Source organism: Pseudomonas sp. LAMO17WK12:I1 (genome assembly GCF_900177315.1).
Lineage (GTDB): Bacteria > Pseudomonadota > Gammaproteobacteria > Pseudomonadales > Pseudomonadaceae > Aquipseudomonas > Aquipseudomonas marginalis.
This window is the reverse complement of record NZ_FWZV01000005.1, coordinates 341,327-366,132: the sequence shown is the minus strand read 5'-3', so window position 1 is coordinate 366,132 and position 24,806 is coordinate 341,327. Positions and strand designations below refer to the sequence as shown.

The 24,806-nt window shown below is 61.9% G+C and carries 25 protein-coding genes; 9 read left to right on the top strand and 16 right to left on the bottom strand.

What is annotated here, in order from left to right; translation table 11 throughout:
• Nucleotides 1-18: 18 nt before the first annotated feature.
• From tadA to lptF, 10 genes are all read right to left on the bottom strand, one after another.
• The gene (gene tadA, locus B9N88_RS11955) at nt 19-516 is read right to left on the bottom strand and encodes a tRNA adenosine(34) deaminase TadA (protein WP_027604657.1); all 498 of its coding nucleotides are present in this window, start codon (nt 514-516) and stop codon (nt 19-21) included.
• Nucleotides 516-1,898, bottom strand: a complete 1,383-nt coding sequence (locus B9N88_RS11950; protein ID WP_027604658.1) for a multicopper oxidase family protein — start codon at nt 1,896-1,898, stop codon at nt 516-518. Before B9N88_RS11950 ends, tadA begins: the two co-directional genes overlap by 1 nt.
• Nucleotides 1,899-2,001: 103 nt before the next feature.
• Nucleotides 2,002-2,745 carry a pyridoxine 5'-phosphate synthase gene (pdxJ, locus tag B9N88_RS11945; protein WP_027604659.1) on the bottom strand — a complete coding sequence of 248 codons (744 nt, stop codon included), beginning with the start codon at nt 2,743-2,745 and terminating at the stop codon, nt 2,002-2,004.
• A 52-nt stretch (nt 2,746-2,797) separates the two neighbouring features.
• Nucleotides 2,798-3,487, bottom strand: a complete 690-nt coding sequence (recO, locus tag B9N88_RS11940) for a DNA repair protein RecO (RefSeq protein ID WP_027604660.1) — start codon at nt 3,485-3,487, stop codon at nt 2,798-2,800.
• 142 nt (nt 3,488-3,629) lie between these two features.
• Nucleotides 3,630-4,532, bottom strand: a complete 903-nt coding sequence (era, locus tag B9N88_RS11935) for a GTPase Era (RefSeq protein WP_027604661.1) — start codon at nt 4,530-4,532, stop codon at nt 3,630-3,632.
• Nucleotides 4,525-5,214: a ribonuclease III gene (gene rnc, locus B9N88_RS11930; protein ID WP_027604662.1), complete on the bottom strand. Its 690-nt coding sequence runs from the start codon at nt 5,212-5,214 to the stop codon at nt 4,525-4,527. The genes era and rnc overlap by 8 nt, the downstream gene beginning before the upstream one ends.
• Before the next feature lie 147 nt (nt 5,215-5,361).
• Nucleotides 5,362-6,216: a signal peptidase I gene (gene lepB, locus B9N88_RS11925; protein ID WP_027604663.1), complete on the bottom strand. Its 855-nt coding sequence runs from the start codon at nt 6,214-6,216 to the stop codon at nt 5,362-5,364.
• Between the two features lie 5 nt (nt 6,217-6,221).
• Complete coding sequence (gene lepA / locus B9N88_RS11920) at nt 6,222-8,021, bottom strand: translation elongation factor 4 (protein WP_027604664.1); 1,800 nt, start codon at nt 8,019-8,021, stop codon at nt 6,222-6,224.
• Between the two features lie 151 nt (nt 8,022-8,172).
• The gene (gene lptG / locus B9N88_RS11915) at nt 8,173-9,252 is read right to left on the bottom strand and encodes an LPS export ABC transporter permease LptG (RefSeq protein WP_027604665.1); all 1,080 of its coding nucleotides are present in this window, start codon (nt 9,250-9,252) and stop codon (nt 8,173-8,175) included.
• Nucleotides 9,245-10,363 (bottom strand): LPS export ABC transporter permease LptF, encoded by a 1,119-nt coding sequence (gene lptF / locus B9N88_RS11910; protein WP_027604666.1) that lies wholly within the window; start codon nt 10,361-10,363, stop codon nt 9,245-9,247. Before lptF ends, lptG begins: the two co-directional genes overlap by 8 nt.
• 274 nt (nt 10,364-10,637) lie before the next feature.
• Between lptF and B9N88_RS11905 the strand changes: the two genes are divergently transcribed.
• The 5 genes from B9N88_RS11905 (at nt 10,638) to rlmF (ending at nt 17,259) form a co-directional block, all read left to right on the top strand.
• Nucleotides 10,638-12,128, top strand: coding sequence for a leucyl aminopeptidase (locus B9N88_RS11905; protein WP_027604667.1), 1,491 nt, complete (start codon nt 10,638-10,640; stop codon nt 12,126-12,128).
• Nucleotides 12,129-12,179: 51 nt separating this feature from the next.
• On the top strand, nt 12,180-12,608 hold the full coding sequence (locus tag B9N88_RS11900) for a DNA polymerase III subunit chi (RefSeq protein WP_027604668.1): 429 nt from the start codon (nt 12,180-12,182) through the stop codon (nt 12,606-12,608).
• A gap of 4 nt (nt 12,609-12,612) precedes the next feature.
• On the top strand, nt 12,613-13,008 hold the full coding sequence (locus B9N88_RS11895) for a hypothetical protein (RefSeq protein WP_043293424.1): 396 nt from the start codon (nt 12,613-12,615) through the stop codon (nt 13,006-13,008).
• A 149-nt stretch (nt 13,009-13,157) separates the two neighbouring features.
• On the top strand, nt 13,158-16,004 hold the full coding sequence (locus B9N88_RS11890) for a valine--tRNA ligase (protein WP_027604670.1): 2,847 nt from the start codon (nt 13,158-13,160) through the stop codon (nt 16,002-16,004).
• 238 nt (nt 16,005-16,242) lie between these two features.
• Nucleotides 16,243-17,259 (top strand): 23S rRNA (adenine(1618)-N(6))-methyltransferase RlmF, encoded by a 1,017-nt coding sequence (gene rlmF, locus B9N88_RS11885; protein WP_027604671.1) that lies wholly within the window; start codon nt 16,243-16,245, stop codon nt 17,257-17,259.
• 68 nt (nt 17,260-17,327) lie between these two features.
• On the opposite strand, the gene B9N88_RS11880 is transcribed toward rlmF, so the two are convergent.
• Nucleotides 17,328-17,609, bottom strand: a complete 282-nt coding sequence (locus B9N88_RS11880; RefSeq protein WP_003188840.1) for an HU family DNA-binding protein — start codon at nt 17,607-17,609, stop codon at nt 17,328-17,330.
• A 396-nt stretch (nt 17,610-18,005) separates the two neighbouring features.
• On the opposite strand from B9N88_RS11880, the gene yejK reads away from it, so the two are divergent.
• Together yejK and B9N88_RS11870 are read left to right on the top strand one after the other, a co-directional pair.
• On the top strand, nt 18,006-19,010 hold the full coding sequence (gene yejK / locus B9N88_RS11875) for a nucleoid-associated protein YejK (protein ID WP_012722392.1): 1,005 nt from the start codon (nt 18,006-18,008) through the stop codon (nt 19,008-19,010).
• Nucleotides 19,010-19,360 (top strand): glutaredoxin family protein, encoded by a 351-nt coding sequence (locus tag B9N88_RS11870; RefSeq protein WP_027604672.1) that lies wholly within the window; start codon nt 19,010-19,012, stop codon nt 19,358-19,360. Before yejK ends, B9N88_RS11870 begins: the two co-directional genes overlap by 1 nt.
• On the opposite strand, the gene B9N88_RS11865 is transcribed toward B9N88_RS11870, so the two are convergent.
• Genes B9N88_RS11865 through B9N88_RS11845 form a run of 5 tightly spaced genes read right to left on the bottom strand, consistent with a single transcriptional unit; the run spans nt 19,361 to nt 23,123 of the window.
• Nucleotides 19,361-20,338 carry a FecR family protein gene (locus B9N88_RS11865; RefSeq protein ID WP_027604673.1) on the bottom strand — a complete coding sequence of 326 codons (978 nt, stop codon included), beginning with the start codon at nt 20,336-20,338 and terminating at the stop codon, nt 19,361-19,363.
• Complete coding sequence (locus B9N88_RS11860) at nt 20,335-20,913, bottom strand: RNA polymerase sigma factor (RefSeq protein WP_027604674.1); 579 nt, start codon at nt 20,911-20,913, stop codon at nt 20,335-20,337. The genes B9N88_RS11865 and B9N88_RS11860 overlap by 4 nt, the downstream gene beginning before the upstream one ends.
• A gap of 9 nt (nt 20,914-20,922) precedes the next feature.
• A complete protein-coding gene (locus B9N88_RS11855) occupies nt 20,923-21,249 on the bottom strand; it encodes a DUF3325 domain-containing protein (protein ID WP_027604675.1) in 327 nt (108 codons plus the stop codon).
• Nucleotides 21,250-22,824: a PepSY-associated TM helix domain-containing protein gene (locus B9N88_RS11850; protein ID WP_027604676.1), complete on the bottom strand. Its 1,575-nt coding sequence runs from the start codon at nt 22,822-22,824 to the stop codon at nt 21,250-21,252.
• On the bottom strand, nt 22,821-23,123 hold the full coding sequence (locus B9N88_RS11845) for a DUF3649 domain-containing protein (protein ID WP_027604677.1): 303 nt from the start codon (nt 23,121-23,123) through the stop codon (nt 22,821-22,823). Before B9N88_RS11845 ends, B9N88_RS11850 begins: the two co-directional genes overlap by 4 nt.
• Nucleotides 23,124-23,307: 184 nt before the next feature.
• Between B9N88_RS11845 and B9N88_RS11840 the strand changes: the two genes are divergently transcribed.
• Both B9N88_RS11840 and B9N88_RS11835 read left to right on the top strand, forming a co-directional pair.
• Complete coding sequence (locus tag B9N88_RS11840; RefSeq protein ID WP_027604678.1) at nt 23,308-23,796, top strand: sigma-70 family RNA polymerase sigma factor; 489 nt, start codon at nt 23,308-23,310, stop codon at nt 23,794-23,796.
• Nucleotides 23,793-24,734 carry a FecR domain-containing protein gene (locus B9N88_RS11835; protein ID WP_027604679.1) on the top strand — a complete coding sequence of 314 codons (942 nt, stop codon included), beginning with the start codon at nt 23,793-23,795 and terminating at the stop codon, nt 24,732-24,734. Before B9N88_RS11840 ends, B9N88_RS11835 begins: the two co-directional genes overlap by 4 nt.
• Nucleotides 24,735-24,806 lie beyond the last annotated feature (72 nt).

Sequence of the window (24,806 nt, the reverse complement as noted above, 5' to 3'; positions counted from 1 at the left end):
GAAAAAATGAAGTGTTCTTTAGAGCGGGGGCTTGGCCCGGCGGGCCTTGAAGAATTCGCTCAACACCGTGCCGCACTCCTCGGCCAGCACCCCGCCTTCAAACAACACCCGATGGTTCAGAAAGCCCTGGGTAAAGAACTGCCCCTGGCTTTGCACAATCCCCGCCTTCGGCTCCAACGCGCCATACACCACCCGCGCGATGCGTGAATGCACGATCAGCCCGGCGCACATGCTGCACGGTTCCAGGGTCACGTACAGCGTACTGCCCGGCAGGCGGTAGTTGCTGACAGCCTGCGCGGCGGCGCGGATGGCGACCATTTCGGCGTGGGCACTGGGGTCATTGCCACTGATCGGGCAGTTGAAGCCGCGACCGATGATGTCACCGTCCTGCACCAGCACCGCGCCCACCGGCACTTCGCCCAGCGCCGCGCCTTGGGCGGCAAGGGCCAGGGCTTCGCGCATGAAATCCTGGTCGCGGCTGCGGTCGATGATCGCCGTGGGGCGGAACTGGCGCATCACGCCACCTCGATGGCGGCCATCAGGCCGGTTTCCATATGGTCGATCACGTGGCAGTGGAACATCCACACCCCGGGGTTATCCGCCACCAATGCCACGCGGGCGCGTTCGTTCTTGCCCAGCAGGTAAGTGTCGGTGAAATACGGGATCACCTTGTGGCGGTTCGAGGCGATCACCTTGAAGCTCATGCCGTGCAGGTGGATCGGGTGCTGGTACTGGGTCATGTTCTTCAATTCGAAAATGTAGCTCTTGCCTTTTTCCAGCTTGGCAATCGGGCGATCGGCGCAGGTCTTGTCGGTGATGTCCCAGGCCTGGCCGTTGATCTGCCAGAGGCTCGGCGGCTTGCCATTATCGACATTCACCGACACTGAACCGACCCACTCGAAATTGAAGTTGAGTTTCTCCGCATTGGCCAGGTCCGGCTCGGCAATCGGGTTGGCGGGCAATGCCGGTGGCCATTCGGTCGGTGCATCGGTGTTGGCGACTGAGCGGAAAGTGCCCAGGCGCACCGGGCCGTTGCGGATCGACAGTTCTTCACCCGCCGGCGGCGCCTTGATCGCGAGGCAGATACGCATGCCCGGACCCAGCCAGTATTCCTTGCCCAGCGGGCGCGGTTCGACGGGGTTGCCGTCCAGGGCGTAGATCTGCGCTTCGACGTCGGGGATGTTGATGCGATAGGTCAGGGTGTTGTCGAGGTTGAGCAGGCGCACACGGGTGATCTGCCCGGCAGGCAGGTCGATCACCGCCTGGGAGACGCCATTGATGGTCGACAACCGCCCGGCCGTACCGCCGCGCGCGGCCTCACGGGGAATGCTGAAGGCGACAAAGGCGCCCTCTTCGTCCACATGCCAGCTCTTCAGGCTCAGGGTGCGCTCGTGCTTGAACCCTGTGGGTTCGCGTTCTTCGATGATCAGCGGGCCGACCAGGCCGCGGCCGAGTTCTTCGCTGCTGTTCACATGGGGGTGATACCAGTAGCTGCCGGCGTCGGGCACGCGGAATGTGTAGTCGAAGTATTCGCCGGGCAGCACCGGCAATTGCGAGACGTAGGGCACGCCATCCATTTCCAGCGGCAGGCGGATGCCGTGCCAGTGGATCGTGGTGGCGACCGGCAGGTGGTTGATAAAGCGCACCCGCAGCCACTCACCCTGGCGCACGCGCAACTCGGTGCCCGGTGCCGAAGGGCCGAAGGCCCAGGCCTGGGTCTTGTGCCCCGGCACCAGTTCTACGTCGAGCGGCGCGGCGATCAGTTCGTAATCATGCCCCGCTTCGGCTTCGGCGACTTTCCCCAGCCAGTAGCGGTAGGCGCCACCGGCACCGACGCCCACTACGGCCAGGCCGGCAAGACCACCCAGGATTTGTCGACGGGAAAAGGATCGGGACACAACAACCTCACGTATCTGCCGCAGGCGCAGGGCCTGCAAAGGGCGGATACGATACACCTGCATTGGCTAAACAGTAAGGCTTCGCATTGCCGCGGATCTGCGATCAGCGCTTGGCGGCCGCCAGGATCAGGGCTTTCATCTCGGCCACCGCGCCTTTGAAACCGACGAACAGCGCGTGGGCCACCAGCGCGTGGCCGATGTTCAGCTCGTTGATGCCCTTGATCGCGGCCACGGCTTCGACGTTGTGGTAGTGCAGGCCGTGGCCGGCATTGACGATCAGGCCTTCATTAAGGCCGCAGTTCACACCGTCAATGATGCGCTGCAGTTCATCCGCCACTTCGGTCGGTGTGGTGGCGTCGGCGTACCGGCCGGTGTGCAGTTCGATGGCCGGCGCGCCGACACGGCGGGACGCTTCGATCTGGCGCTCGTCGGCGTCGATGAACAGCGAGACTTCGCTGCCGATCTTCGACAGGCGCTCCACGGCGGCCTTGATCCGCGCTTCCTGGCCGGCCACGTCGAGGCCGCCTTCGGTGGTCAGTTCCTGGCGGGTTTCCGGGACCAGGCAGATGTGCGCCGGACGGATGCGCTCGGCGAAGGCCATCATTTCTTCGGTGACGCCCATCTCGAAGTTCATGCGGGTTTGCAGCACGTCCTTGAGCAGCAGCACATCGCGCTCCTGGATGTGGCGGCGGTCTTCGCGCAGGTGCACGGTGATGCCGTCGGCGCCCGCTTCTTCGGCGTCCAGCGCGGCCTTGACCGGGTCAGGGTAACGGGTGCCCCGGGCCTGGCGCAGGGTAGCGACGTGGTCGATGTTGACGCCAAGAAGAATGCGATTGCTGGTGGTCACGGAAGCGCTCCTGAAAAGGGGAAAGAAACGCTGCACAGCATACACGGGGATGTCAGGGCTTTCGAAACAACTCGCGACTGACCAGCGGCCGTCCACCCAAGTGCACGGCCAGCGCCTGGCGCATCAAGCGCTTGGCGGCGGACAAGGCGCCCGGTGCAGTCCAGTCGGCTTCACTCATGGCCAGCAGCTCGGTGCCCTGGAACAGTCCCGGTTGCAGCAGGTACACACGCTCCAGGCCCGCATCCACCTGCAGGCGGTACATGCCGTCGGCGGCGATGGGGTCGCCGTGCAGGTCGTTGTGCAGTTCGAAGCCGTAGCCCAGGTCGTCGAGCAGGCGCCATTCGAAGGCGCGCAACAGCGGCTCCAGGGGGCGGCCCTCGGCCAGGGCCAGCAAGGTGGCGGCGTAGTGATCGAAGACCGCCGGGTGCGGGTCTTCGGCGGGCAACAGGCGGATCAGCAGTTCATTGAGGTAGAGGCCGCTGAACAGTGCATCGCCATTGAGCCAGGCGGACGTGCCGACGCTTTCCAGGCGGCCGACGTTTTTCAGCTCGCCCTTGCCGCGAAACTCCACGTCCAACGCCACGAAAGGTCGCGCCAATGTCCCCGCCTTGCCCCGCGCGCTACGCAACACCGCGCGCAGGCGGCCTTGGGGCGTGAGGAAATCCACCAGCGCGCTGGTCTCGCGGTAGGCGCGGCTGTGCAGCACGTAGGCGAGTTGGCTGGTGGGTGAGGATTGGGACATGGGTTCTCTATCTTGAAAACAACACAAACCTAATGTGGGAGGGGGCTTGCCCCCGATGGCGGTGGCTCAGTCACTTACTTATTAACTGACCCACCGCTATCGGGGGCAAGCCCCCTCCCACATTTTTTGCCCTGCGGTGTCCTTACAGGTCGCCGTAGCCGAGGGAGCGCAGTGCGCGCTCATCATCGGACCAGCCGCCTTTAACCTTCACCCACAGGTTAAGCATGATCTTGGAATCGAACAGCAATTCCATGTCCTTGCGCGCTTCGGTGCCGATGCGCTTGATGCGCTCGCCCTTGTCGCCGATGATGATTTTCTTCTGACCGTCACGTTCGACGAGGATCAGCGCATGGATATGCAGGGTCTTGCCCTGCTGCTTGAACTCTTCGATTTCGACGGTGATCTGGTACGGCAGCTCGGCGCCCATCTGGCGCATGATTTTCTCACGCACCAGTTCGGCGGCGAGGAAACGGCTGCTGCGGTCGGTGATCTGGTCTTCCGGGAAGAAGTGCTCGTTCTCCGGCAGGTAACCGGCGATCACGCGCTCCAGGGCTTCGAGGTTGTGCCCGTGCTGGGCCGAGATCGGCATGATCTGGGCGTTCGGCAGTTGCTCCTGCAGCCAGCTCAGGTGCGGCATCAGCTCGGCTTTGTCTTCGATGCGGTCGGTCTTGTTCAACGCGACGATCAAAGGGCCAGTGACGTACTGCACGCGCTCGAGGACCATCTGGTCTTCGTCGGTCCACTTGGTGCGGTCGACCACGAAGATCACCACGTCCACGTCTTTCAACGCCGCCGAGGCCGTCTTGTTCATGTAGCGGTTAAGGGCTTTCTCGCCGCCCTTGTGCATGCCCGGGGTGTCGACGTAGACCGCTTGCACGCTGCCTTCGGTCTTGATGCCCAGCATGTTGTGGCGGGTGGTCTGCGGCTTGCGCGAGGTGATTGCAAGCTTCTGGCCGAGGATATGGTTCAGCAGCGTGGACTTGCCCACGTTCGGGCGGCCGACGATGGCAACATAGCCACAGCGTGTTGCGGTTGAATCAGTCATGGCCATTCTCCACGCCCAGGGCAATCAGTGCTGCAGCGGCCGCTACCTGTTCGGCAATACGACGGCTCACACCCTGACCTCGGCTTTTTTCATTCAGTAAGGTGATTTCACATTCCACGAAGAACACGCGGCAATGGGGTTCACCCTGGATATCCACCACTTCGTAGCGTGGCAGGTCGCAACCGCGCGATTGCAGGAACTCCTGCAAGCGGGTCTTTGGATCCTTGTTGGTGTCGACCAGCGTGAGGCTTTCGATCTCGGAGGTCAGCCACGCGGTGACGCGCTCCTTGGCCGCTTCCATGCCGGCATCGAGGTAGATCGCGCCGATCAACGCCTCAAGCGCATCGGCCAGGATCGACTCACGGCGGAACCCGCCGCTCTTCAACTCGCCGGAACCCAGGCGCAGGTACTCACCCAGGCCAAAACCACGGGCCAGTACGGCCAGGGTCTCGCCCTTTACCAGGCGTGCGCGTAAACGCGACAGCTGACCTTCACGGGCTTGGGGGAAGCGCTCGAACAGTGCTTCACCGGCGACGAAATTGAGGATGGCATCACCGAGGAATTCCAGGCGTTCGTTATTACGCCCTGCAAAGCTGCGGTGTGTGAGGGCAAGGACCATCAATTCCTGATCCTTGAAGGTGTAGCCGAGCTGGCGCTCGAGACGACTTAGAGAAACGGTCACGGTTTACCCATATCTGTGTGGTGGCACCGGCGGCCATCGACGATTGACGCAGTGTTCAAATTCAAATCCTGGTTGGTATTGCACGGGGACGGGAAATGTCCAAGCCCCAGAAAAGCATTCGGCGCTGTGTTCACAGCGCCGCTTGTATTACTTGATCAGCCCGACCCGCGAGAAGTTCGGCAGGTGGCTGAGCTTGGGTTCCGGCCAGCTCATCCAGACCGCAAAGGCCTTGCCGACGATATTCTGGTCGGGAACCATGCCCAGCAGGTCCTTGGGAATGCTGGGGTCATCCCAGTAACGGCTGTCATTGGAGTTGTCGCGGTTGTCGCCCATCATGAAGTAGTGCCCGGCCGGCACTTTCCACTCGCCGTCAGGCATGGCACGGTAGCGGCTCATTTCCTTGCGGATTTCATGCTCTACCGCACCGAGTTTTTCCTGGTACAGCTCGGCACTGCCCAGGCTGTTCGGTTCGGAACCGATCAGCTTCTCGGCCACCGACTCGCCGTTGATGAACAGGCGCTTGTCGCTGGTGTAGCGAATCACGTCGCCCGGCAGGCCTACCACACGCTTGATGTAGTTGACGTTCGGGTCGCTCGGGTAGCGGAACACCATCACATCGCCGCGCTGCGGATCACCGACTTCGATGACCTTCTTGTCGATCACCGGCAGGCGAATCCCGTAGGAGAACTTGTTCACCAGGATGAAATCGCCCACGTCCAGGGTAGGTTTCATCGACCCCGACGGGATCTGAAACGGTTCCACCAGGAACGAGCGCAGCACCAGCACGATGAACAACACCGGGAAGAACGACTTGCCGTATTCAACCAGCAAAGGCTCTTTGTTCAGCTTCTCGATCACCATGCCATCGGGCTGGCTGACGCTGCCCTGATAGGACGCGATAGCCGCCCGCCGACGCGGGGCGAAGAACACCAGATCGAGCAACGCCAGGAGACCGCAAACGGCAACGGCGATGACCAGCAACAGCGGGAAATTTAGCGACATAGGACCTAACTATCCAACCTGAGCACCGCAAGGAAGGCTTCTTGTGGAATTTCCACGTTGCCCACTTGCTTCATGCGTTTTTTACCGGCCTTTTGCTTCTCAAGCAGCTTGCGCTTACGGCTTACGTCACCGCCGTAGCATTTGGCCAGTACGTTCTTTCTGAGTGCCTTGACGGAGGTTCGCGCAATGATCTGCCCGCCAATGGCGGCCTGGATCGCGACGTCGAACATCTGGCGCGGAATCAGTTCTTTCATCTTCTCGGTCAACTGGCGACCTTTGTAGTGCGCATTGTCCTTGTGCACGATCAGTGCCAGGGCATCGACCTTGTCGCCGTTGATCAGCACATCCAGTTTCACCAGATTAGCCGATTGGTAACGGTCGAAATGGTAATCCAGCGAAGCATAGCCGCGACTGGTGGATTTGAGACGGTCAAAGAAGTCCAGGACCACTTCGTTCATCGGCAAATCGTAGGTCACTTGCACCTGGGTACCGAGGAACAGCATGTCGTGCTGCACGCCACGCTTTTCGATACACAGGGTAATGACGTTGCCCAGGTGTTCCTGCGGCACAAGGATATTGGCCCGCACGATCGGTTCGCGCATGTCTTCGATGGAAGACAGGTCTGGAAGCTTGGACGGGTTGTCGACGTAAATCGTTTCACCGTTTTTGAGCAGCAGCTCGAAAATAACCGTCGGCGCCGTGGTGATCAGGTCCAGGTCGTATTCGCGCTCAAGGCGCTCCTGGATGATTTCCATGTGCAGCATGCCGAGGAAGCCGCAGCGGAAGCCGAAGCCCAGGGCGTCGGAGCTTTCCGGGGTGTACTGCAACGACGAGTCGTTGAGGGTCAGCTTTTGCAGGGCTTCGCGGAAGTCTTCGAAGTCGTCGGAGCTGACCGGGAACAGGCCGGCGTAGACCTGCGGCTGGATGCGTTTGAAGCCCGGCAGCACGTCGACGTCAGGGGTGGAGCTCAAGGTCAGGGTGTCACCCACCGGCGCACCGTGGATGTCCTTGATACCGGCGATAATGAAGCCTACTTCACCGGCTTTCAGATCAGTGGTCGCGGTGTGCTTGGGGTTGAATACACCGACGCTGTCCACCAGGTGGATCTTGCCGGTGGACTTGACCAGGATCTTGTCGCCCTTCTTCACACGGCCGTGGCGCACGCGTACCAGGGAGACAACCCCCAGGTAGTTGTCGAACCAGGAGTCGATGATCAACGCTTGCAGCGGATCTTCGTAGTTGCCGGTGGGGGCTGGAATGGTCTTGACCAGGCGCTCGAGCACTTCATCGACGCCCAGGCCGGTCTTGGCGCTGCACTCGACGGCGTCGGTAGCGTCAATGCCGATGATTTTTTCGATTTCTTCTTTTACGCGGTCCGGATCGGCCTGCGGCAGGTCGATCTTGTTCAGCACCGGCATGACTTCCAGGCCTTGCTCGATGGCGGTGTAGCAGTTGGCCACGGACTGGGCTTCAACGCCCTGGCCCGCGTCCACCACCAGCAGCGCACCTTCGCAGGCCGCCAGGGAGCGGCTGACTTCATAGGTGAAGTCCACGTGGCCGGGGGTGTCAATGAAGTTCAACTGGTACTTGATACCGTCTTTGGCGGTGTAGTACAGGGTAACGCTGTGGGCCTTGATGGTGATCCCGCGCTCGCGTTCGAGGTCCATGGAGTCCAGCACCTGGGCTTCCATTTCACGCTCGGCAAGGCCGCCGCACATCTGGATGAATCGATCGGCCAGCGTCGACTTACCATGGTCAATGTGGGCGATGATGGAGAAATTGCGGATATGACTCAAATCACTCACGGATCAACACTCAAAAAGGCTGCAGGCAGATTGCCCGCTGAAAAATAGCCGGGAATTGTACCTGATGCTCAGGCCGGGCGTCATCTTTGCTGACCAGAACAAAAATGCCCCGCTCATCCGAGCGGGGCATTTTTTATCCAACGGCGCGGTATCAGCCGGCCCGGCGCAGCAGCCAGAACCCGGCCAGGGCGCAGATGGCCGTCGGCACCAGCACTGCAAACAGTGGCGAGAACCCGAACACCAGGCTCGACGGGCCGAGCAGGTCCTGGGCGATGCGGAAGGTGAAACCGACCAGCACGCCCGTGAATACCCGCTGACCGAGGGTCACGGAGCGCAACGGACCGAAGATGAACGAGATCGCCATCAACACCAGTGCGGCGGTCACCACCGGCTGCAACACCTTGACCCAAAATGCCAGCCAGTAACGACCGTTATTCAAGCCTTGATCCTTCAGGTAGTGGATATAGCCCCACAACCCGGAGATCGGCAGGCTTTCGGGGATCATCACCACCGTATTGAGCAGTTCCGGCTTGAGGGCGATATCCCACTCTTCACTCGGCACATTGATCACTTCGGTGCTGGCCTTGGTGCCTTGGCCGACATTGCGGAAGTAAGTCGTGGTGACGTCGGTCAGTTGCCACTTTTCGTCGCCGTACTGCGCGCGTTTGGCGAAACTGGACGACAGCATGTGACGTTCCTTGTCGAACGTGTAGCGCGTCACACCGATCAACAGCCCGCCCGGTTGCACGGCGTTGATGTGGATGAACTCATCACCCTGGCGGTGCCACAGGCCATGCTTGGCGCTTTGTGCATCGCCCGAGCCCTGGGCCAGGGCGCGATTGGCCTGGGCGGTGGTTTCGGCCGGCGGCGCGACGTACTCACCGATCAGCACGCTGCACAGCATCAGCAGCAACATTGGCTTCATGACCGCCCAGACGATACGCCCCACGGACACCCCGGCGGCGCGCATGATGGTCAGTTCGCTGTTGCTGGCCAGGCTGCCCAGGCCGATCAGGCAACCGATCAGCGCGGCCATCGGCATCATGTCGTAGAGACGACGCGGCGCGGTCAGTGCCACGTAGCCGAGCACGTCCCATACGGTATAGGTGTCGCTGACGTTGCCGACTTCATCGATGAAGGCGAACAACGAGGCCAGGCCCAGGATAATGCCCAGTACCGCCAGGATGGCGATCAGGACGCTGCTACCAATGTAGCGATCGAGCTTAGCCACGAGCCAACTCCTTCTGGCCACGACGGCTCATCATTTTCAAACGAATAGGCTCCCAATACAGCAGCCCCAGGCCGATCACCAGGAACATGCCGTGCACCCACCACAGGCCCAGGACCGGCGACAGCTTGCCTTTCTCCAGCGAGCCACGGGCGGAAATCAGGATGGTGAGGTAAGCCATGTACAGCAGGATCGCCGGCAACAGCTTGAGGAAACGGCCCTGGCGCGGGTTGACGCGCGACAGCGGCACGGCCATCAGGGTCACGATAAACACCAGCAGCGGCAGGGAAATCCGCCATTGCAGCTCGGCGATGGAGCGCAGTTCCTTGCTGCCGAGCAGGTCCGCCGTGGGGATGGCGTCGCGGTCGGTGACTTCGTCGCTGATATCCGGGCGGGCCAGCATCACGCCATAGGTGTCGTACTTGATCGCGCGATAGTCGGCCATGCCTGGACTGCCATCGTAGCGATAGCCATTTTCCAGGATCAGGTAGCGGCTGCCGTCAGGACGCACTTCCTGGCGGCCCGAATCGGCCACCAGTACGGAAATGCCCCGGTCTTTCTTGTCCTGGCCAAACCGTTTCTCGGAGATGAACACACCGCCCAGGTTGGCGCGGTCGTCGGTCAAGGTTTCCGTGTAAGTCACCCGCGAGCCGTCATTGAGTGCCTGGAAACGGCCCGGCTCGAGGGTATCGAACTCGGTCATCGCATCCTGCTTGTTCAGCACCAGCTGGAACTGCATGGCGCCCTGGGGAGCCAGGCTCAGGCTCAGCCAGGCCACGATCAGCGCAACACCGGCCGCCGGAATCATGGTCATGCCCAGCAGGCGCTGCTGGCTCATGCCGGTGGCCGAGAGCACGGTCATTTCACTTTCAAGGTACAAGCGGCCGTAGGCCAGCAGGATGCCGAGGAACAGGCCCAGCGGCAGGATCAGTTGCAAGAATCCCGGCAGGCGAAAGCCCATGATCAGGAACAGCGAGCCTGGGTCCAGGGCGCCGGAGGCAGCCTGGGCCAGGTATTTGACGAAACGACCACTCATGATGATGACCAGCAGGACCGCACTCACGGCACTCAGGGTCAACAGGACTTCGCGGGACAGATAACGGAAGACGATCAAACCAGACACTCCAGGGTTGTCAGGCTAAGGCGGCCAAACAAGCAAGCATACCGAGTCAGCCCGTTTGCACCGGGCCGGCTAAAAAGATGGCGCATTATCCTGTGATTGACCGCGCCTGTCACTGCGCAACCTCATGCGCAGGCACAAAGGGTTGTCAGGCTCCGTCGGCGAGGTTCAAACTGCGGCCTTTGTCGCTGGTGGTTTACACAGCCGCCACGCTTTAAAGCCTGCGTACAGACGCCAGGCTCTCAGACCTTATATAAGGGACCCGAAAATGGAATTGGTTGTAAAAAGCGTTAGCCCCGAAACGTTGAAAACCGCCACCCTCGTGGTCGCCATCGGCGAAGGCCGCAAGCTCGGCGTAGCCGCCAGGCAGCTCGACGAACTCAGCGGCGGCGCGATCAGCGCGGTCCTCAAGCGCGGCGACCTGGCCGGCAAAGTCGGCCAGAGCCTGCTGCTGCAAAGCCTGCCCAACCTGAAAGCCGACCGCGTATTGCTGGTGGGCGTGGGCAAGGACGCTGAACTGGGCGACCGTCCGTTCCGCAAGATCATCAGCGGCATCCTCAACACCCTGAAGGGCCTGGGCGGCAGCGATGCCGCACTGGCACTCGATGAAATCGTGGTCAAGGGCCGTGACAGCTACGGCAAGACCCGCCTGCTGGCCGAAACCCTGGTGGACGGCGGCTACATTTTCGATCAGTTCAAGAGCCAGAAAGCCGAACCCCGCGCCCTGAAGAAAATCACCCTGCTGACCATCAAGGCCGCCCAGGCTGAAGTCGAGCGCGCCGTGACCCACGCCCAGGCCATCGCCAATGGCATGTCGTTCACCCGCGACCTGGGCAACCTGCCGCCGAACATCTGCCACCCGACCTACCTGGGCGAACAGGCCAAGGCGTTGGGTAAAGAGTTCAAGGGCCTGAAAGTCGAAGTCCTGGACGAGAAGAAGATCAAGGAACTGGGCATGGGCTCGTTCTATGCCGTGGGCCAGGGCAGCGACCAGCCGCCACGCCTGATCGTGATGCAATACAACGGCGGCAAGAAGTCCGAGAAGCCTTACGCCCTGGTCGGCAAAGGCATCACCTTCGACACCGGCGGCATCAGCCTCAAGCCGGGCCTGGGCATGGACGAGATGAAGTACGACATGGGCGGCGCCGCCAGCGTATTCGGCACCCTGCGCGCCGTGCTGGAACTGAAGCTGCCGATCAACCTGGTGTGCATCCTGGCCTGCGCCGAGAACATGCCCAGCGGCGGCGCGGCCCGTCCGGGCGACATCGTCACCACCCTCAGCGGCCAGACCGTGGAAATCCTCAACACCGACGCCGAAGGCCGCCTGGTGCTGTGCGATGCCCTGACCTACGCCGAGCGCTTCAAGCCACAGGCCGTGATCGACATCGCCACCCTGACCGGCGCCTGCATCGTGGCACTGGGCTCCCACACCTCGGGCCTGCTGGGCAATAACGACGAGCTGATCGAGCAACTGCTCAGCGCCGGCAAGGCCGCCGACGACCGCGCCTGGCAACTGCCGCTGTTCGATGAGTACCAGGAGCAGCTGGACAGCCCGTTCGCCGACATCGCCAACATCGGCGGCCCGAAAGCCGGCACCATCACGGCTGCGTGCTTCCTGTCGCGCTTCGCCAAGAACTTCAACTGGGCGCACCTGGACATCGCCGGCACGGCCTGGACCAGCGGCGGCAAGGACAAGGGCGCCACCGGCCGTCCGGTGCCATTGCTGACCCAATACCTGCTGGACCGAGCCAAAGCCTGACACTGAAGATGCCGGGGCGGTGATCTCGCCGCCCCGGCCTCAGGAACCGCAATGACCCAAGTCGACTTCTATATATTGCCCAGCGCCGATCCGCTCGCGCGCCTGGACTTCGCCTGCAAGCTCACCGAGAAAGCCTGGCGCATGGGCCACCGCATCTACCTGCATTGCAGCGATGCCGCCCAACGCGACGAGCTCGACGCCCGCCTGTGGCGTTTCAAGGGCGAAAGCTTCGTGCCCCACGGCCCCGCAGAATCAGAACCCGAAGGCCAGGTTGTCCTGGGTTTGGGGGACAGTTGCGGCAATCACCAGGACCTGCTGGTCAACCTGGACCTGAAAGTACCGCCTTTTGCCAAGGCCTTCGCCCGTGTGGCGGAAGTGGTGGTGGAAGATCCGGCTATTCGTCAGGCCGCGCGGGAGAGTTTCCGTTTCTACCGCGAACAGGGCTATCCTTTGCAAGATCACCGGCTACAACGACTTTGAGTACATGATGGACACTCCCAACCCGACAAAAAAAGATGACCACCTGCTGGACGACCTCGAGTCGATTCGTCAGTTGCTGGGTGATGATGACTTGCAACCGCCACTATTGACCGAACAGGCCGATGGCGAGGTACAGATTCCGCTGTTGTTCGACATGGTCGGTAGCAAGCAAGCTGCACCAGAACCGGTTGTCGAAGCCCCCGTTGTGGTGGACGCTGCCCCTGCTGCGGCTGAAAAGGGTCCCGACGCCCTGCTGCTGCACCTGGACAACGAACTGCGTGCCGCTGCGCAATTGATCATGCAAGATGTGATCGACGACTTTGCCCCCCATATCGAAACCGAGATCAAGCGCCGGATGGATGCACGGATGGAGCGGCTGCTCAGCCAGTACCAGTCTTGAACCGTCCATAGATCCCCTGTGGGAGGTGGCAAACTCCTCCCACATTTGATTGCCTGCACCTTAAGCCCGCCTTCGCCTCGCCCTGCGCCCTATCCCCCGTTATACTTGCCGGCTTTCCTGAATATATGCCAACTAGGGTCCCGCCGCGCATGGATAAGACCTACCAGCCGCACGCTATTGAAACTTCCTGGTACAACACCTGGGAGTCCGAGAACTATTTCGCTCCGCAAGGCGCGGGCGAGTCCTACACCATCATGATTCCGCCACCGAACGTCACTGGCAGCCTGCACATGGGCCATGGCTTCAACAATGCGATCATGGATGCGTTGATCCGTTTCCGCCGCATGCAGGGCCGCAACACCCTGTGGCAACCGGGTACCGACCACGCCGGTATCGCCACCCAGATGCTGGTGGAGCGCCAACTCGAAGCCACCGGCCAGAACCGTCACGACCTGGGCCGCGAGAAATTCCTGGAAAAAATCTGGGAATGGAAAGACCAGTCCGGCGGCAACATCAGCCGTCAGATCCGTCGCCTCGGTTCGTCCGTCGATTGGAGTCGCGAGCGCTTCACCATGGATGACGGCCTGTCGGAATCGGTGAAAGAAGCCTTCGTGCGCCTGCATGAAGACGGTCTGATCTACCGCGGCAAGCGCCTGGTCAACTGGGACACCAAGTTGCACACGGCAATTTCCGACCTTGAAGTGGAAAACCACGACGAGAAAGGTTTCCTGTGGAACCTCAAGTACCCGCTGGCCGACGGCGCCAGGACCGCTGAGGGCAACGATTACCTGATCGTCGCCACCACCCGTCCGGAAACCATGCTTGGCGACGCCGCGGTCGCGGTCAACCCGAACGACGAGCGCTACCAGGCACTGATCGGCAAGTTCGTCGAGTTGCCGCTGGTAGGCCGCCGCATCCCGATCATCGCCGACGATTACTGCGACCCTGAATTCGGCACCGGCTGTGTGAAAATCACCCCGGCCCACGATTTCAACGACTACGAAGTCGGCAAGCGCCACAACCTGCCGCTGTTGAATATCTTCGACAAGAATGCCGCCGTGCTGCCGGCCTGCCAGGTGTTCAACCTGGACGGTACGCTGAACGAGAGCATCGACGGCAAGATCCCGGCCGAATACGCCGGCCTTGACCGTTTCGAAGCGCGCAAGCAGATCGTTGCTGCCTTCGACGCTGCCGGCCTGCTGGTCAGCGTCGACGACCACGGCCTGAAAGTGCCGAAGGGCGACCGCTCCGGCACCGTGATCGAGCCGTGGCTGACCGACCAATGGTACGTGTCCACCAAGCCCCTGGCCGAGCCGGCGATTGCTGCCGTGGAAGACGGGCGTATCCAGTTCGTGCCCAAGCAGTACGAAAACATGTACTTCTCGTGGATGCGCGATATCCAGGATTGGTGCATCAGCCGCCAGCTGTGGTGGGGCCATCGCATTCCGGCCTGGTACGACGAGTCGGGCAAGGTCTACGTGGGCCGCGACGAAGCCGAAGTACGCGCCAAGCACAACCTCGGTCCGGATGTGGCACTGCAACAGGACAACGACGTACTGGACACATGGTTCAGCTCGGGCCTGTGGACCTTCTCCACCCTGGGCTGGCCGCAGCAGACCGAATTCCTGAAGAAATTCCACTCCACCGACGTGCTGGTCACCGGCTTCGACATCATTTTCTTCTGGGTTGCCCGGATGATCATGCTCACCATGCACTTGGTGAAGAACGAGGACGGCACCCCGCAGGTACCGTTCAAGACCGTGTACGTGCACGGCCTGGTGCGGGATGGCCAGGGCCAGAAGATGTCCAAGTCCAAGGGCAACGTCCTCGACCCGCTGGACATCATCGACGGCATCGACCTGGAAACCCTGGTACAGAAACGCACCTCGGGCCTGATGCAGCCGAAACTGGCGAAGAAGATCGAGAAGCAGACCCGCGACGAATTCGCCGACGGCATTGCCAGCTACGGCACCGATGCGCTGCGCTTCACCTTCTGCTCGCTGGCGTCCACCGGTCGCGACATCAAGTTCGACATGGGCCGCGTCGAAGGCTATCGCAACTTCTGCAACAAGATCTGGAACGCCGCGCGCTACGTGCTGGACAAGGGCGAAGACTGCGGCCAGAACGGCGAGGCCATCGAGCTGTCCCTGGCGGATCGCTGGATCATCTCGCAATTGCAGCGCACCGAAGCCGAAGTGACCCGTCAACTCGACCAGTTCCGTTTCGACCTGGCCGCACAGGCCTTGTACGAGTTCATCTGGAACCAGTATTGCGACTGGTACCTGGAACTGTCCAAGCCCGTATTGTGGGACGAAAACGCGCCGATCGAACGTCAGCGCGGCACCCGTCACACCCTGGTACGCGTGCTCGAAGTCGCCTTGCGCCTGGCGCATCCGTTCATGCCGTTCATCACCGAAGAAATCTGGCAGCGCCTGGCGCCGCTGGCCGGCAAAGACGGCAAGACCATCATGCTGCAACCTTGGCCGGTGGCCAACGAAGCACGTATCGATGAGGCGGCCGAAAGCGACATCGAATGGCTCAAGACCCTGATGCTCGGCACGCGCAACATCCGCGCCGAAATGAACATCGGCCCGGGCAAGCCCCTGGCGGTATTCGTGAAGAACGCCAGCGCCGAAGACCAGCGTCGTCTCACCGAGAACGATGCGCTGCTCAAGAAGCTGGCGAAGCTGGAATCGATCACCGTATTGGCGGATGGCGCCGAAGCGCCACTGTCAGCGACCGCGCTGGTCGGCGAGATGGAAGTGCTGGTGCCGATGGCCGGCCTGATCGACAAGGGCGCGGAACTGGCCCGTCTCGACAAGGAAATCCTGCGCCTGCAAGGCGAAGTGGCGCGGGTGGGCGGCAAGCTGTCCAACGCGGCATTCGTCGACAAGGCACCGGCTGAAGTGATCGATAAGGAACGCGCCAAGCTGGCCGAGGCCGAACAGGCTTTGGGCAAGCTGGCGGAGCAACATGCGCGGATTTCCAGCCTGTAAGGGGCAATCCGTGTGAAAAAAGAGACCTTCGGGTCTCTTTTTTTGCCTGGTGTTTCCCAATCCCTTGCTGGCAATACAGTCAATGTGGGAGGGGGCTTGCCCCCGATGGCGATCTGTCAGCCAGGCTAGTCTTGACTGATCCACCGCTATCGGGAGCAAGCCTCCTCCCACATTTGACCGAGTTATCCTCGGGAATGTGTGACAATGGCCGCCACTTTGAGCCAACACCAGAATCATCATGACCGCCCCCACTACGCCCAAACCTCCACGCAAGAAGCCTAAGACCGCAGCCACGGCCAAACCCGTCGCGCCGCGCAAAGAGGCTACCCTGCACCCACGCAACCGCCACACAGGTCGTTACGACTTCCAGGCGTTGATCAAGACCACGCCGGAACTGGCGCAATTCGTGATCATCAACCCCTATGGCAAAGAGAGCATCGACTTCGCCAGCCCGGACGCGGTGCGGGTGTTCAACCGGGCGTTGCTCAAGGCCTTCTATGGCATCCAGCATTGGGACATCCCGGCCGATTACCTGTGCCCGCCGGTACCGGGACGTGCCGACTACGTGCACTTCCTCGCCGACCTGCTGGCCAGTGTCAACGAGGGCAAGATCCCGCGCGGTTCAATCGTCAAGGTGCTGGACATCGGCATGGGCGCCAACTGCGTCTACCCACTGATTGGCTATATGGAGTACCGCTGGAACTTCCTCGGCTCGGAAGTCGACCCCATCGCCGTGGCCGCCGCCAAGGCCATCGTGCAGTCCAACGACCTGAGCAAGGTCATCCAGTTGCGCCAGCAGGAAAACCCCAAGCACATCCTGCTGGGCCTGCTGGAGCCGGGTGAGCGTTTTGACCTGACCATGTGCAACCCACCGTTCCATGCGTCCATGGACGAAGCCACCAAGGGCAGCGAGCGCAAGTGGCGCGCCCTGGGCCGGGCCGATCCCAAGCGCAAATTGCCGGTGCTCAACTTCGGCGGCCAATCGGCCGAGTTGTGGTGTGAAGGCGGTGAAGCGCGCTTCGTGACGCAGTTGATCGCCGAGAGTGCGCACTTTGCCCACAAGGTGTTGTGGTTCAGCACCCTGGTGTCAAAAGCGTCAAACTTGCCCGCGATCGAGACCGCCCTGAAAAAAGCCGGCGTGCTGGAAAGCCAGGTGGTGGAAATGTCCCAGGGCCAGAAGCAGAGCCGTTTCGTGGCCTGGACCTTCCAGACCAAGAACGAACAGCAGATCTGGCGCCAGCGCTGGGTGCGATAGAGACAAATCCCAGGCAACAAAAAACCGTGCCCGGATCGCTCCAGAGCACGGTTTTTTTTTGCTGCGTCTTACTTGTTAACAGCGTCGGTCAGGCCTTTGGCCACAACCAGCTTGATAACTTTCTTGGCAGCGATTTCGATGGCAGCGCCAGTCGAAGGGTTACGGCCAGTACGGGCAGGACGCTCGGTCACTTTCAGTTTGCCAACGCCTGGCAGAGTGATTTCGCCGCCGTTTTCCAGCTGGTCAGCAACAACTTGGCTCAGTTGGTCCAGCAGAGCGCGCACGGTGGTTTTCGGTGCGTCTACTGCTTCAGCCAGGTCAGCGATCAGTTGGTCTTTAGTAATAGCCATTGTGGTGTTCCTTCCCTATCAAATTCATATGGATTGCAGAGTGCAGTGTCAGCCGTCGAGCCCGACCGTCATGGCCTGGCACCCCCGGCTATAACCACGGAGATCGGGGTTATAGATGCTTGAAACGGGGATTGGTTCGACCTGACAGATGCTGAATGCACGCTTATCGCCGAGACTTGGCGTAAGACGGGGCAAAACTAGCACAGAGACGGGGAAATATCCGCTTCTACCTACCCATTTGGTCAGCTTTATCGCTCTAAACCGTGAAAAAAAGGCATATGCCTCGTCCGAGAGCATCCAAAATGCCCTTCGACGCGTGTCTTGACCAATGGGTGCGGTACACTGGGCGACTTTTCGGGGAGGCCGACCGCTCCCCTTCAACCAGCCGAGAAGCCCATGCCGATCCGTCATTGCATCGTCCACCTGATCGACAAAAAACCCGACGGCACACCCGCAGTTCTCCACGCCCGCGACTCCGAGCTCGCCGAGTCGGCCGCCATCGAGAACATGCTTGCCGACCTCAACGAGAGCTACAACGCCAAACAAGGCAAGGCCTGGGGTTTCTTCCATGCCGAATCCGGCGCGCACCCGTTCAGCGGCTGGTTGAAGGAATATTTCGAGGGTGGCCAGGATTTCACCACGTTCAGCCGCACCGCCGTCGAACATCTGCAAAAACTGATGGAAGAGTCCAACCTCTCCACCGGCGGCCACGTGCTGTTTGCCCACTACCAGCAAGGCATGACCGACTACCTGGCCATCGCCCTGCTGCACCACAGCGAAGGCGTGGCGGTGACCGACGAGCTGGACGTGACCCCGTCGCGCCACCTGGACCTGGGCCAACTGCACCTGGCAGCGCGTATCAACGTGTCCGAGTGGCAGAACAACAAGCAGTCCAAGCAGTACATCTCGTTTATCAAAGGCAAGAACGGCAAGAAGGTCTCGGAATACTTCCGCGACTTCATCGGCTGCCAGGAAGGCGTCGACGGCCCGGGCGAGACGCGCACCCTGCTCAAGGCCTTCAGCGACTTCGTCGAAAGCGAAGACCTGCCGGACGAATCCGCCCGCGAAAAAACCAAGACCCTGGTCGATTACGCCAGCAGCCAGGCCAAGCTCGGCGAGCCCATGGGCCTTGAAGAGCTGTCGGGCTTGATCGATGAAGATCGGCCCAAGGCGTTCTACGACCATATCCGCAACAAGGACTACGGCCTGTCGCCGGAAATCCCGGCGGATAAACGCACCCTCAACCAGTTCCGCCGCTTCACCGGGCGCGCCGAGGGCTTGTCCATCAGTTTTGAAGCACACTTGCTGGGCGACAAGATCGAGTACGACGAAGCCGCCGGCACCCTGATCATCAAGGGCCTGCCGACCCAATTGACCGACCAGCTCAAGCGCCGTAACTGATGCTCGGCGGGGTCCTCAAGAAAGTCCTGCTGGTGTTGCTGGTGGTGGTGGTTATCCAGAACTGGGGCAAGGTCGAGCGGCTGCTCAACCCTTCCCAGGTGGTGCCGGAGCAGACGCGAGCCTCGGCGCGGGTGGTGCTGTATGCCACCGAGTGGTGCGGCTACTGCAAGCAGATCCGCCGCTTCCTCGACCAGAAGGGCATTCCGTACCAGGCCGTCGATATCGAGAAGGACGCCCAGGCGCGCAAGGCGTATGAAGCGCTGGGCGGTGGCGGGATTCCGTTTGTGGACGTCAACGGGACGCTGATTCGCGACTACAACCCTGACGCGATCATGGCCGCGCTGAAGTAATCAGCGGACCACGATCACCCGCCCCAACAGGCTGTACTGCTCGAACCCCAATACCGCTTGCAAGGCGTTGAGTACCGCCTGCGGGTCCTTGCTCGGGAAGCTGCCGCTGACGCGCCTGGCACCCATCTCTTCGCTGAGCAGCAGGATGCGGCCAGGGTAGTAACGCCCCAGGTCCTTGACCACATCGGCCAGCGGTGCCTTGTAGTAGTTGAGCCAGCCATCCCGCCAGGCCAGGCGGGATTCGCTGTCGACCGCGTGCAAGGGATCGGCGCTGCCATCGGCGTAGGCCACTTGCTGGCCCGCCGTCAGAATTTGCTGTGGGCCCTGTTTCGACGCGGTCACGCCGACCCGCCCCGACAACACCGTCACCTCGGCCCCTGCCGGTTGCAGGCGCACTTCGAACTGCGTCCCCAGCACCCGCGCTTCGCCGCCGCCCGCCTCGACCACAAAGGACTCGCCGGTGTGGGTGACGCTGAAAAAACCTGCACCGCGACGTAATTGGATATGCCGCTCACCGTGGCTGAAGTCCACGGCAATGGCGCTGTCCGCATCCAGCGTGACCTGGGATTGATCAGCCAGGGTGACGGTCTTCACTTCTCCCGGTGCGCTCACGTAATCGGCGCCGAAATCATCGATCCACCGCGAAGGCTGCCAACCGGCGCCCATGGACACCATCAACACCAGGCACGCCGCCATGGCTAATACGCCGGACCAGCGCACCACCCGCGAGCGCCTAGGGGTGTTCATCGCATTAAGGTAGCCCTGCAATGCCAGCGCATCCTCATCCGCCAGTTGGCGTGCCGGCACTTCGCTCAACTCCCAAAGCACCTGGGCCTGGGCATAGGCTTCGACGTGCGCAGGATCGGCCCGTAGCCAGCGGCTGAACGTGGCCTGGTCGCCACTGCTGGGCTGGTCGTGCAACAGGCTCAGCCAGGCCAGTGCGGCTTGTTCCTGGTCTGGCGTGGGGGTCGGATTCACGGTGCTTTCCCTGGCGTGCGCGATGGCGATGGTTCGCGAAGGCTGGCTTTGCAGGCTTCGAGGGCACGCATCATATGTTTTTCCACGGCGCTTTGGGACAGGCCCATGGCCTTGGCGATTTGCGCGTACTTGCGCCCGTGAATGCGGTTGAGCAGGAAGATCTGCCGGGTGCGCTCCGGCAGGCTGCGCAGGGCGGCTTCGACATGCCGCAGGTCGTTGCCCGCCTCGAGCGCCGCCTGGGGCTCTGAGCCCTGGTTATCCTGCTGCTCCGGCAGCCAGCCTTCACTGCTGCGCACCCGCGCGCCTTCGCTGCGCAGGTGGTCGATGGCGATATTGCCGGCGCAGCGCAACAGGTAGGTGCTGAGTTCTTCGACCTGCACCAATGGCCGACGCCAAAACCGCAGGAACAGGTCCTGCACCAGGTCGGCCGCCGTGGCGCGGCACCCGACACGTCGGCTCACCAACGCTTCCATCTGCGAACGCTGGGACAGGAACACCTGCAGGAAATGCGCACGCCCACCCGCCGCGTCAGCCTGCGGGCTGTCCTGGGAATCGGGTGGGGTGCTGATCATCATGGCCGCGGCTCAGAACGTTGCGAAGGCGGCAACAGGGCTGGCCAGCAGGCCGACGCCTGCCAGGAGCAAGGCCAGCCTTGGCCGATACGGCAACAACAGCACCAGCAACAGGGCGCTGAGCATCAACACCGCGCACCACTCCACCAGGCCCAGGCCCCAACCGGCGACAGCCACGGCGGGCCAGATCGACACGGTCAGCAGCAGCCAACCGATGACGCGCAAAGCAATACGCCGCCGAGGCGATGGCTTGCTGTGCAGCAGTTCGCCGTGGTGACGGTCGGTGGACAGGCACAAGGCGGTAAACCCGGCGTAACACATCAGCAGCGCGAGGAGCATTCAGTTCGCCTCCTGCTTGAGCTGCAGCGGCCGCGCCCGTTCGGTCTTGGGCTGCGGGGCCTTGCGGTGCTGCATCTTCCAGGCTGCCCAGGCGAGGAACACGCCGCTGGCCAGGCAGGTCAGGTCGAAGCCGGCCATGGCCCAGTCGCCCGTCGCCAGTGAAGCGCCCAAGTGCTGCGATGTGGTCAGGGCATTGAGCAACGGGATTGCAGCAAACAACAGTGCTGCGAAGCTCAATTGCTCAACCCAACCCTGGCGGCCCCGGCGCAGGATCCCGTGCAACAGGCTCAGGCCCCAGGCGATAAAGAAGGCCTGCACTTCCCAATCGGAGCGCTCGGCAAAGCCCACCGGCAATAAACGGTTGGCCCAGAAGAAGGCTGCAATGGCGATCAACAGCCCGGACATGCTGGCGATGTTCAGCACTTCCACCAGCCGCAGTTCAAACGGCATCACGCCGCTTTTTGCATGTTTGAGTTGCCGCTTGCCGAGCCAGATCACCAGCCCCGTGCCGATCATCGCCGTGCCCGCCAGGCCGCAGATAAAGTACAACCAGCGCAGCACCGGACCGGCGAAATGGCCCATGTGCAGGCCATAGAAGCTGCCGCCGATCGCCGCCGGCAGCGATTGTTCAGCGCTGACCCGCAACAACTCGCCGGTGTTGCCGTTGAACGACACGGTACTGCCGAAGTCATGCACCACGCGGTCGGAGCTGGCACGGAACAGGTTCACCGAAGCGTTTACATCACTCGGGTTGTTCACCGCCAACCGCCCGACATGCCCACCCGCCCACTGCGCCCTCGCCTGCTCGTACATCGGCAGCAATGACAGCAATTGGCCGGGCTGGCCCAGCGCCGGCGCGTTGTTGGTGGCGGGGAACACGTCATTGAAGAAGGCCCGGGTGTCGTTGCCATAGGAGGCCACGATCGGCGCCGGCATCACCATGCTCATGAAAATCACCAGGCTGCTGTAGGTGATCATCAGGTGGAACGGCAGCACCAGCACACCCACCGCGTTATGCCCGTCGAGCCAGGAACGCTGGCCTTTGCGGGGGCGGAAGGTGAAGAAGTCCTTGAAGATTTTCTTGTGGGTGATGATGCCCGTGATCAACGCCACGAACATCACCATCGCTGCAATGGTCGACAGCCAGCGGCCCCATGGGTAAGGCATTTGCAGCTGGAAGTGGAAGCGGTAGAAGAAATCCCCGCCCATGCTTTCCCGGGCCTCTACGGCTTGACCGCTCACGGGGTCGAGGGTTTTCTGAATGAAATTGCCGCGTTTGCCGGGGTCGACCTTGTCTTGCCACATCACCGACAGGCCAGGGTCGCGGCTATCCGGCAAGGTGATGAACCAGCGTGCGGCCGTGGGTGCGACCTTCTGCAGGTAGTCCTGGGCGACACTCAGGCTGCGCGCATCATCCAGGGGATGGGCCTGCACTTCGGGTTGCATCCAGTGAGTGATCTCATCCTTGAAATAGGCCAGGGTGCCCGTCAGGAAAATCGCAAACAGCAGCCAGCCAAAGATCAGCCCGGCCCAGGTGTGCAACCAGGCCATGGCCTGGCGAAAGCCCTCTTTCATGTGCGTGCCATCCACAAGCCCACGCCCGCCAGGGTGGCAAACGCCGCACTCGGCAGCATCACGCCGCACCACGCGCGCCATGCCGTACGGCAGGCGAAACACCACAGCACTGCCAACAGGTAGAACACGAACGAACTCATCATCCCGGTAATCACCGCATCGGCGCGGGACGTTGGCATCCACAGCGCCAGGCAGATGCTGGCCAGGGACGCCATCAGGTAACCGCCGACGACAGCAGCCAGCACGCGCGACGTAACGGCGAGACGATAGGAAGCAGGCAGTGAGGTTTTGCTTTTCATGCGGGAGGCGCCAGGTTCATCAGCGCGCAATATTAATGATAAATATTCTCATAAGCAAAACAGAACGGATGAAACACCTGCCTTCGCACATTGCCGAACGGTTGGCGGCCCCCTACAATGCGAACAATTCTTGTTCTCTAAAGCATGCCGAGATTTTGCCGGCATGCACAAAAGGGAGATCGCGTTGCAGCCGTCCAACACTGTCGAAGTGCTCTATAACGACCATCACCACTGGCTCACCGGCTGGTTGCGACGCAAGCTCGGCTGCCCGGAAAGTGCGGCAGACCTGGCGCAGGACACCTTCATCCGGGTCCTGACCGCACGGGAGGCGCCGACGCTGGTCGAGCCCCGCGCGTTCCTCACCACGGTCGCCAAGCGCGTGTTGTTCAACTTCTACCGCCGCCAGGACCTGGAACGCGCCTACCTCGACGCCTTGGCGCAGATGCCTGAACAGGTAGCGCCATCCGAAGAAGAGCGCGCGATCATCCTGCAAACCCTGCTGGAGCTGGACCAGTTGCTCGACGGCTTACCCACGCTGGTCAAGCGCGCGTTCCTGCTGGCCCAACTCGACGGCCTGACGTATGCGCAGATCGGTGCCGAACTGGGCATCTCCATCGCCACCGTCAAACGCCACCTGAATAAAGCCGCCATGCGCTGCTATTTCGCCCTATGAATGTCTCGACCCAGGTTGCCGAACAGGCCGTGCACTGGCTGATGGAAATGCAGCAAGGCGCGCTCAACCCACGCCAGCAGGCGGCCTGGCAACACTGGCTGAATGCCCATAGCGAACATCAGCGCGCCTGGGACCATATCCAGCGCGTCAACCAGCGCCTGCGCGGCATGCCCTCGCCCCTGGCCCATGCGGCCTTGAACGCACCTAAGTCCAGCAGCCGGCGCCAGGCGCTGAAGTTGTTGCTGATCCTCGGCGCCGGTTCGGCCGCGGCCTGGAGCCTGCGCCAGCAGCATATCCTGCCGCCGCTGAGCGCCGACTACCGCAGCCCCGTCGGCCAACGGCGCAAGGTGCAACTGGCCGACGGCAGCCAGTTGCAACTCAATACCGGCAGCGCCGTGGATGTGCACTTCGACGGTCGGCAACGGCTGATCCGCCTGCTCGAAGGCGAGATCCTGCTCACCGCCAATGCCGGCAGCACGCCGCTGCAGGTGTTGACCGGCCAGGGCCTGCTCAGCAGCCAGGCGGCGCGCCTGAATGTACGCCAGTTCAACGACCACACCCAACTGGCGGTGTTCGACGGCCGCGTCGAGGTGATGCCCAATACCTACAGCGGCCTGCCCCTGACGGTCGACGCGGCACGCCAGGTCAATTTCACCCGCAAGGGCTGGGACACCCCGCGAGCTACCGATGCCAACAGCGGCGCCTGGGCCGACGGCATGCTGGTGGCCGCGCATATGCGCCTGGAGGACTTTCTCGCCGAACTGGGCCGCTACCGCCGTGGCCAGCTCCATTGCGATGCGCAGGTCGCCAACCTGCTGCTGTCCGGCAGCTACCCGCTGGACGACAGCGAACGCATCCTCGACCTGCTGGAGGTCAGCCTGCCGGTCAAGGTGCGGCGTTTTACCCGCTATTGGGTGAGCGTCCAGGCCCGTGCGTAAATTATTTTCAGCCACCGTGAGCCGTTTTCCGCACCTCGCGTGACAGAGAAGGAAAGCCACCTTGATCCTTCC

Coding starts and splice junctions, on each gene's coding strand:
- tadA (WP_027604657.1), bottom strand. CDS start 516: ATGCGCCAGTTCCGCCCCACGGCGATCATCGACCGCAGCCGCGACCAG.
- recO (WP_027604660.1), bottom strand. CDS start 3,487: ATGTCCCAATCCTCACCCACCAGCCAACTCGCCTACGTGCTGCACAGC.
- era (WP_027604661.1), bottom strand. CDS start 4,532: ATGACTGATTCAACCGCAACACGCTGTGGCTATGTTGCCATCGTCGGC.
- lepB (WP_027604663.1), bottom strand. CDS start 6,216: ATGTCGCTAAATTTCCCGCTGTTGCTGGTCATCGCCGTTGCCGTTTGC.
- B9N88_RS11905 (WP_027604667.1), top strand. CDS start 10,638: ATGGAATTGGTTGTAAAAAGCGTTAGCCCCGAAACGTTGAAAACCGCC.
- B9N88_RS11900 (WP_027604668.1), top strand. CDS start 12,180: ATGACCCAAGTCGACTTCTATATATTGCCCAGCGCCGATCCGCTCGCG.
- B9N88_RS11895 (WP_043293424.1), top strand. CDS start 12,613: ATGATGGACACTCCCAACCCGACAAAAAAAGATGACCACCTGCTGGAC.
- B9N88_RS11890 (WP_027604670.1), top strand. CDS start 13,158: ATGGATAAGACCTACCAGCCGCACGCTATTGAAACTTCCTGGTACAAC.
- rlmF (WP_027604671.1), top strand. CDS start 16,243: ATGACCGCCCCCACTACGCCCAAACCTCCACGCAAGAAGCCTAAGACC.
- B9N88_RS11880 (WP_003188840.1), bottom strand. CDS start 17,609: ATGGCTATTACTAAAGACCAACTGATCGCTGACCTGGCTGAAGCAGTA.
- yejK (WP_012722392.1), top strand. CDS start 18,006: ATGCCGATCCGTCATTGCATCGTCCACCTGATCGACAAAAAACCCGAC.
- B9N88_RS11870 (WP_027604672.1), top strand. CDS start 19,010: ATGCTCGGCGGGGTCCTCAAGAAAGTCCTGCTGGTGTTGCTGGTGGTG.
- B9N88_RS11860 (WP_027604674.1), bottom strand. CDS start 20,913: ATGATGATCAGCACCCCACCCGATTCCCAGGACAGCCCGCAGGCTGAC.
- B9N88_RS11855 (WP_027604675.1), bottom strand. CDS start 21,249: ATGCTCCTCGCGCTGCTGATGTGTTACGCCGGGTTTACCGCCTTGTGC.
- B9N88_RS11850 (WP_027604676.1), bottom strand. CDS start 22,824: ATGAAAGAGGGCTTTCGCCAGGCCATGGCCTGGTTGCACACCTGGGCC.
- B9N88_RS11845 (WP_027604677.1), bottom strand. CDS start 23,123: ATGAAAAGCAAAACCTCACTGCCTGCTTCCTATCGTCTCGCCGTTACG.
- B9N88_RS11835 (WP_027604679.1), top strand. CDS start 23,793: ATGAATGTCTCGACCCAGGTTGCCGAACAGGCCGTGCACTGGCTGATG.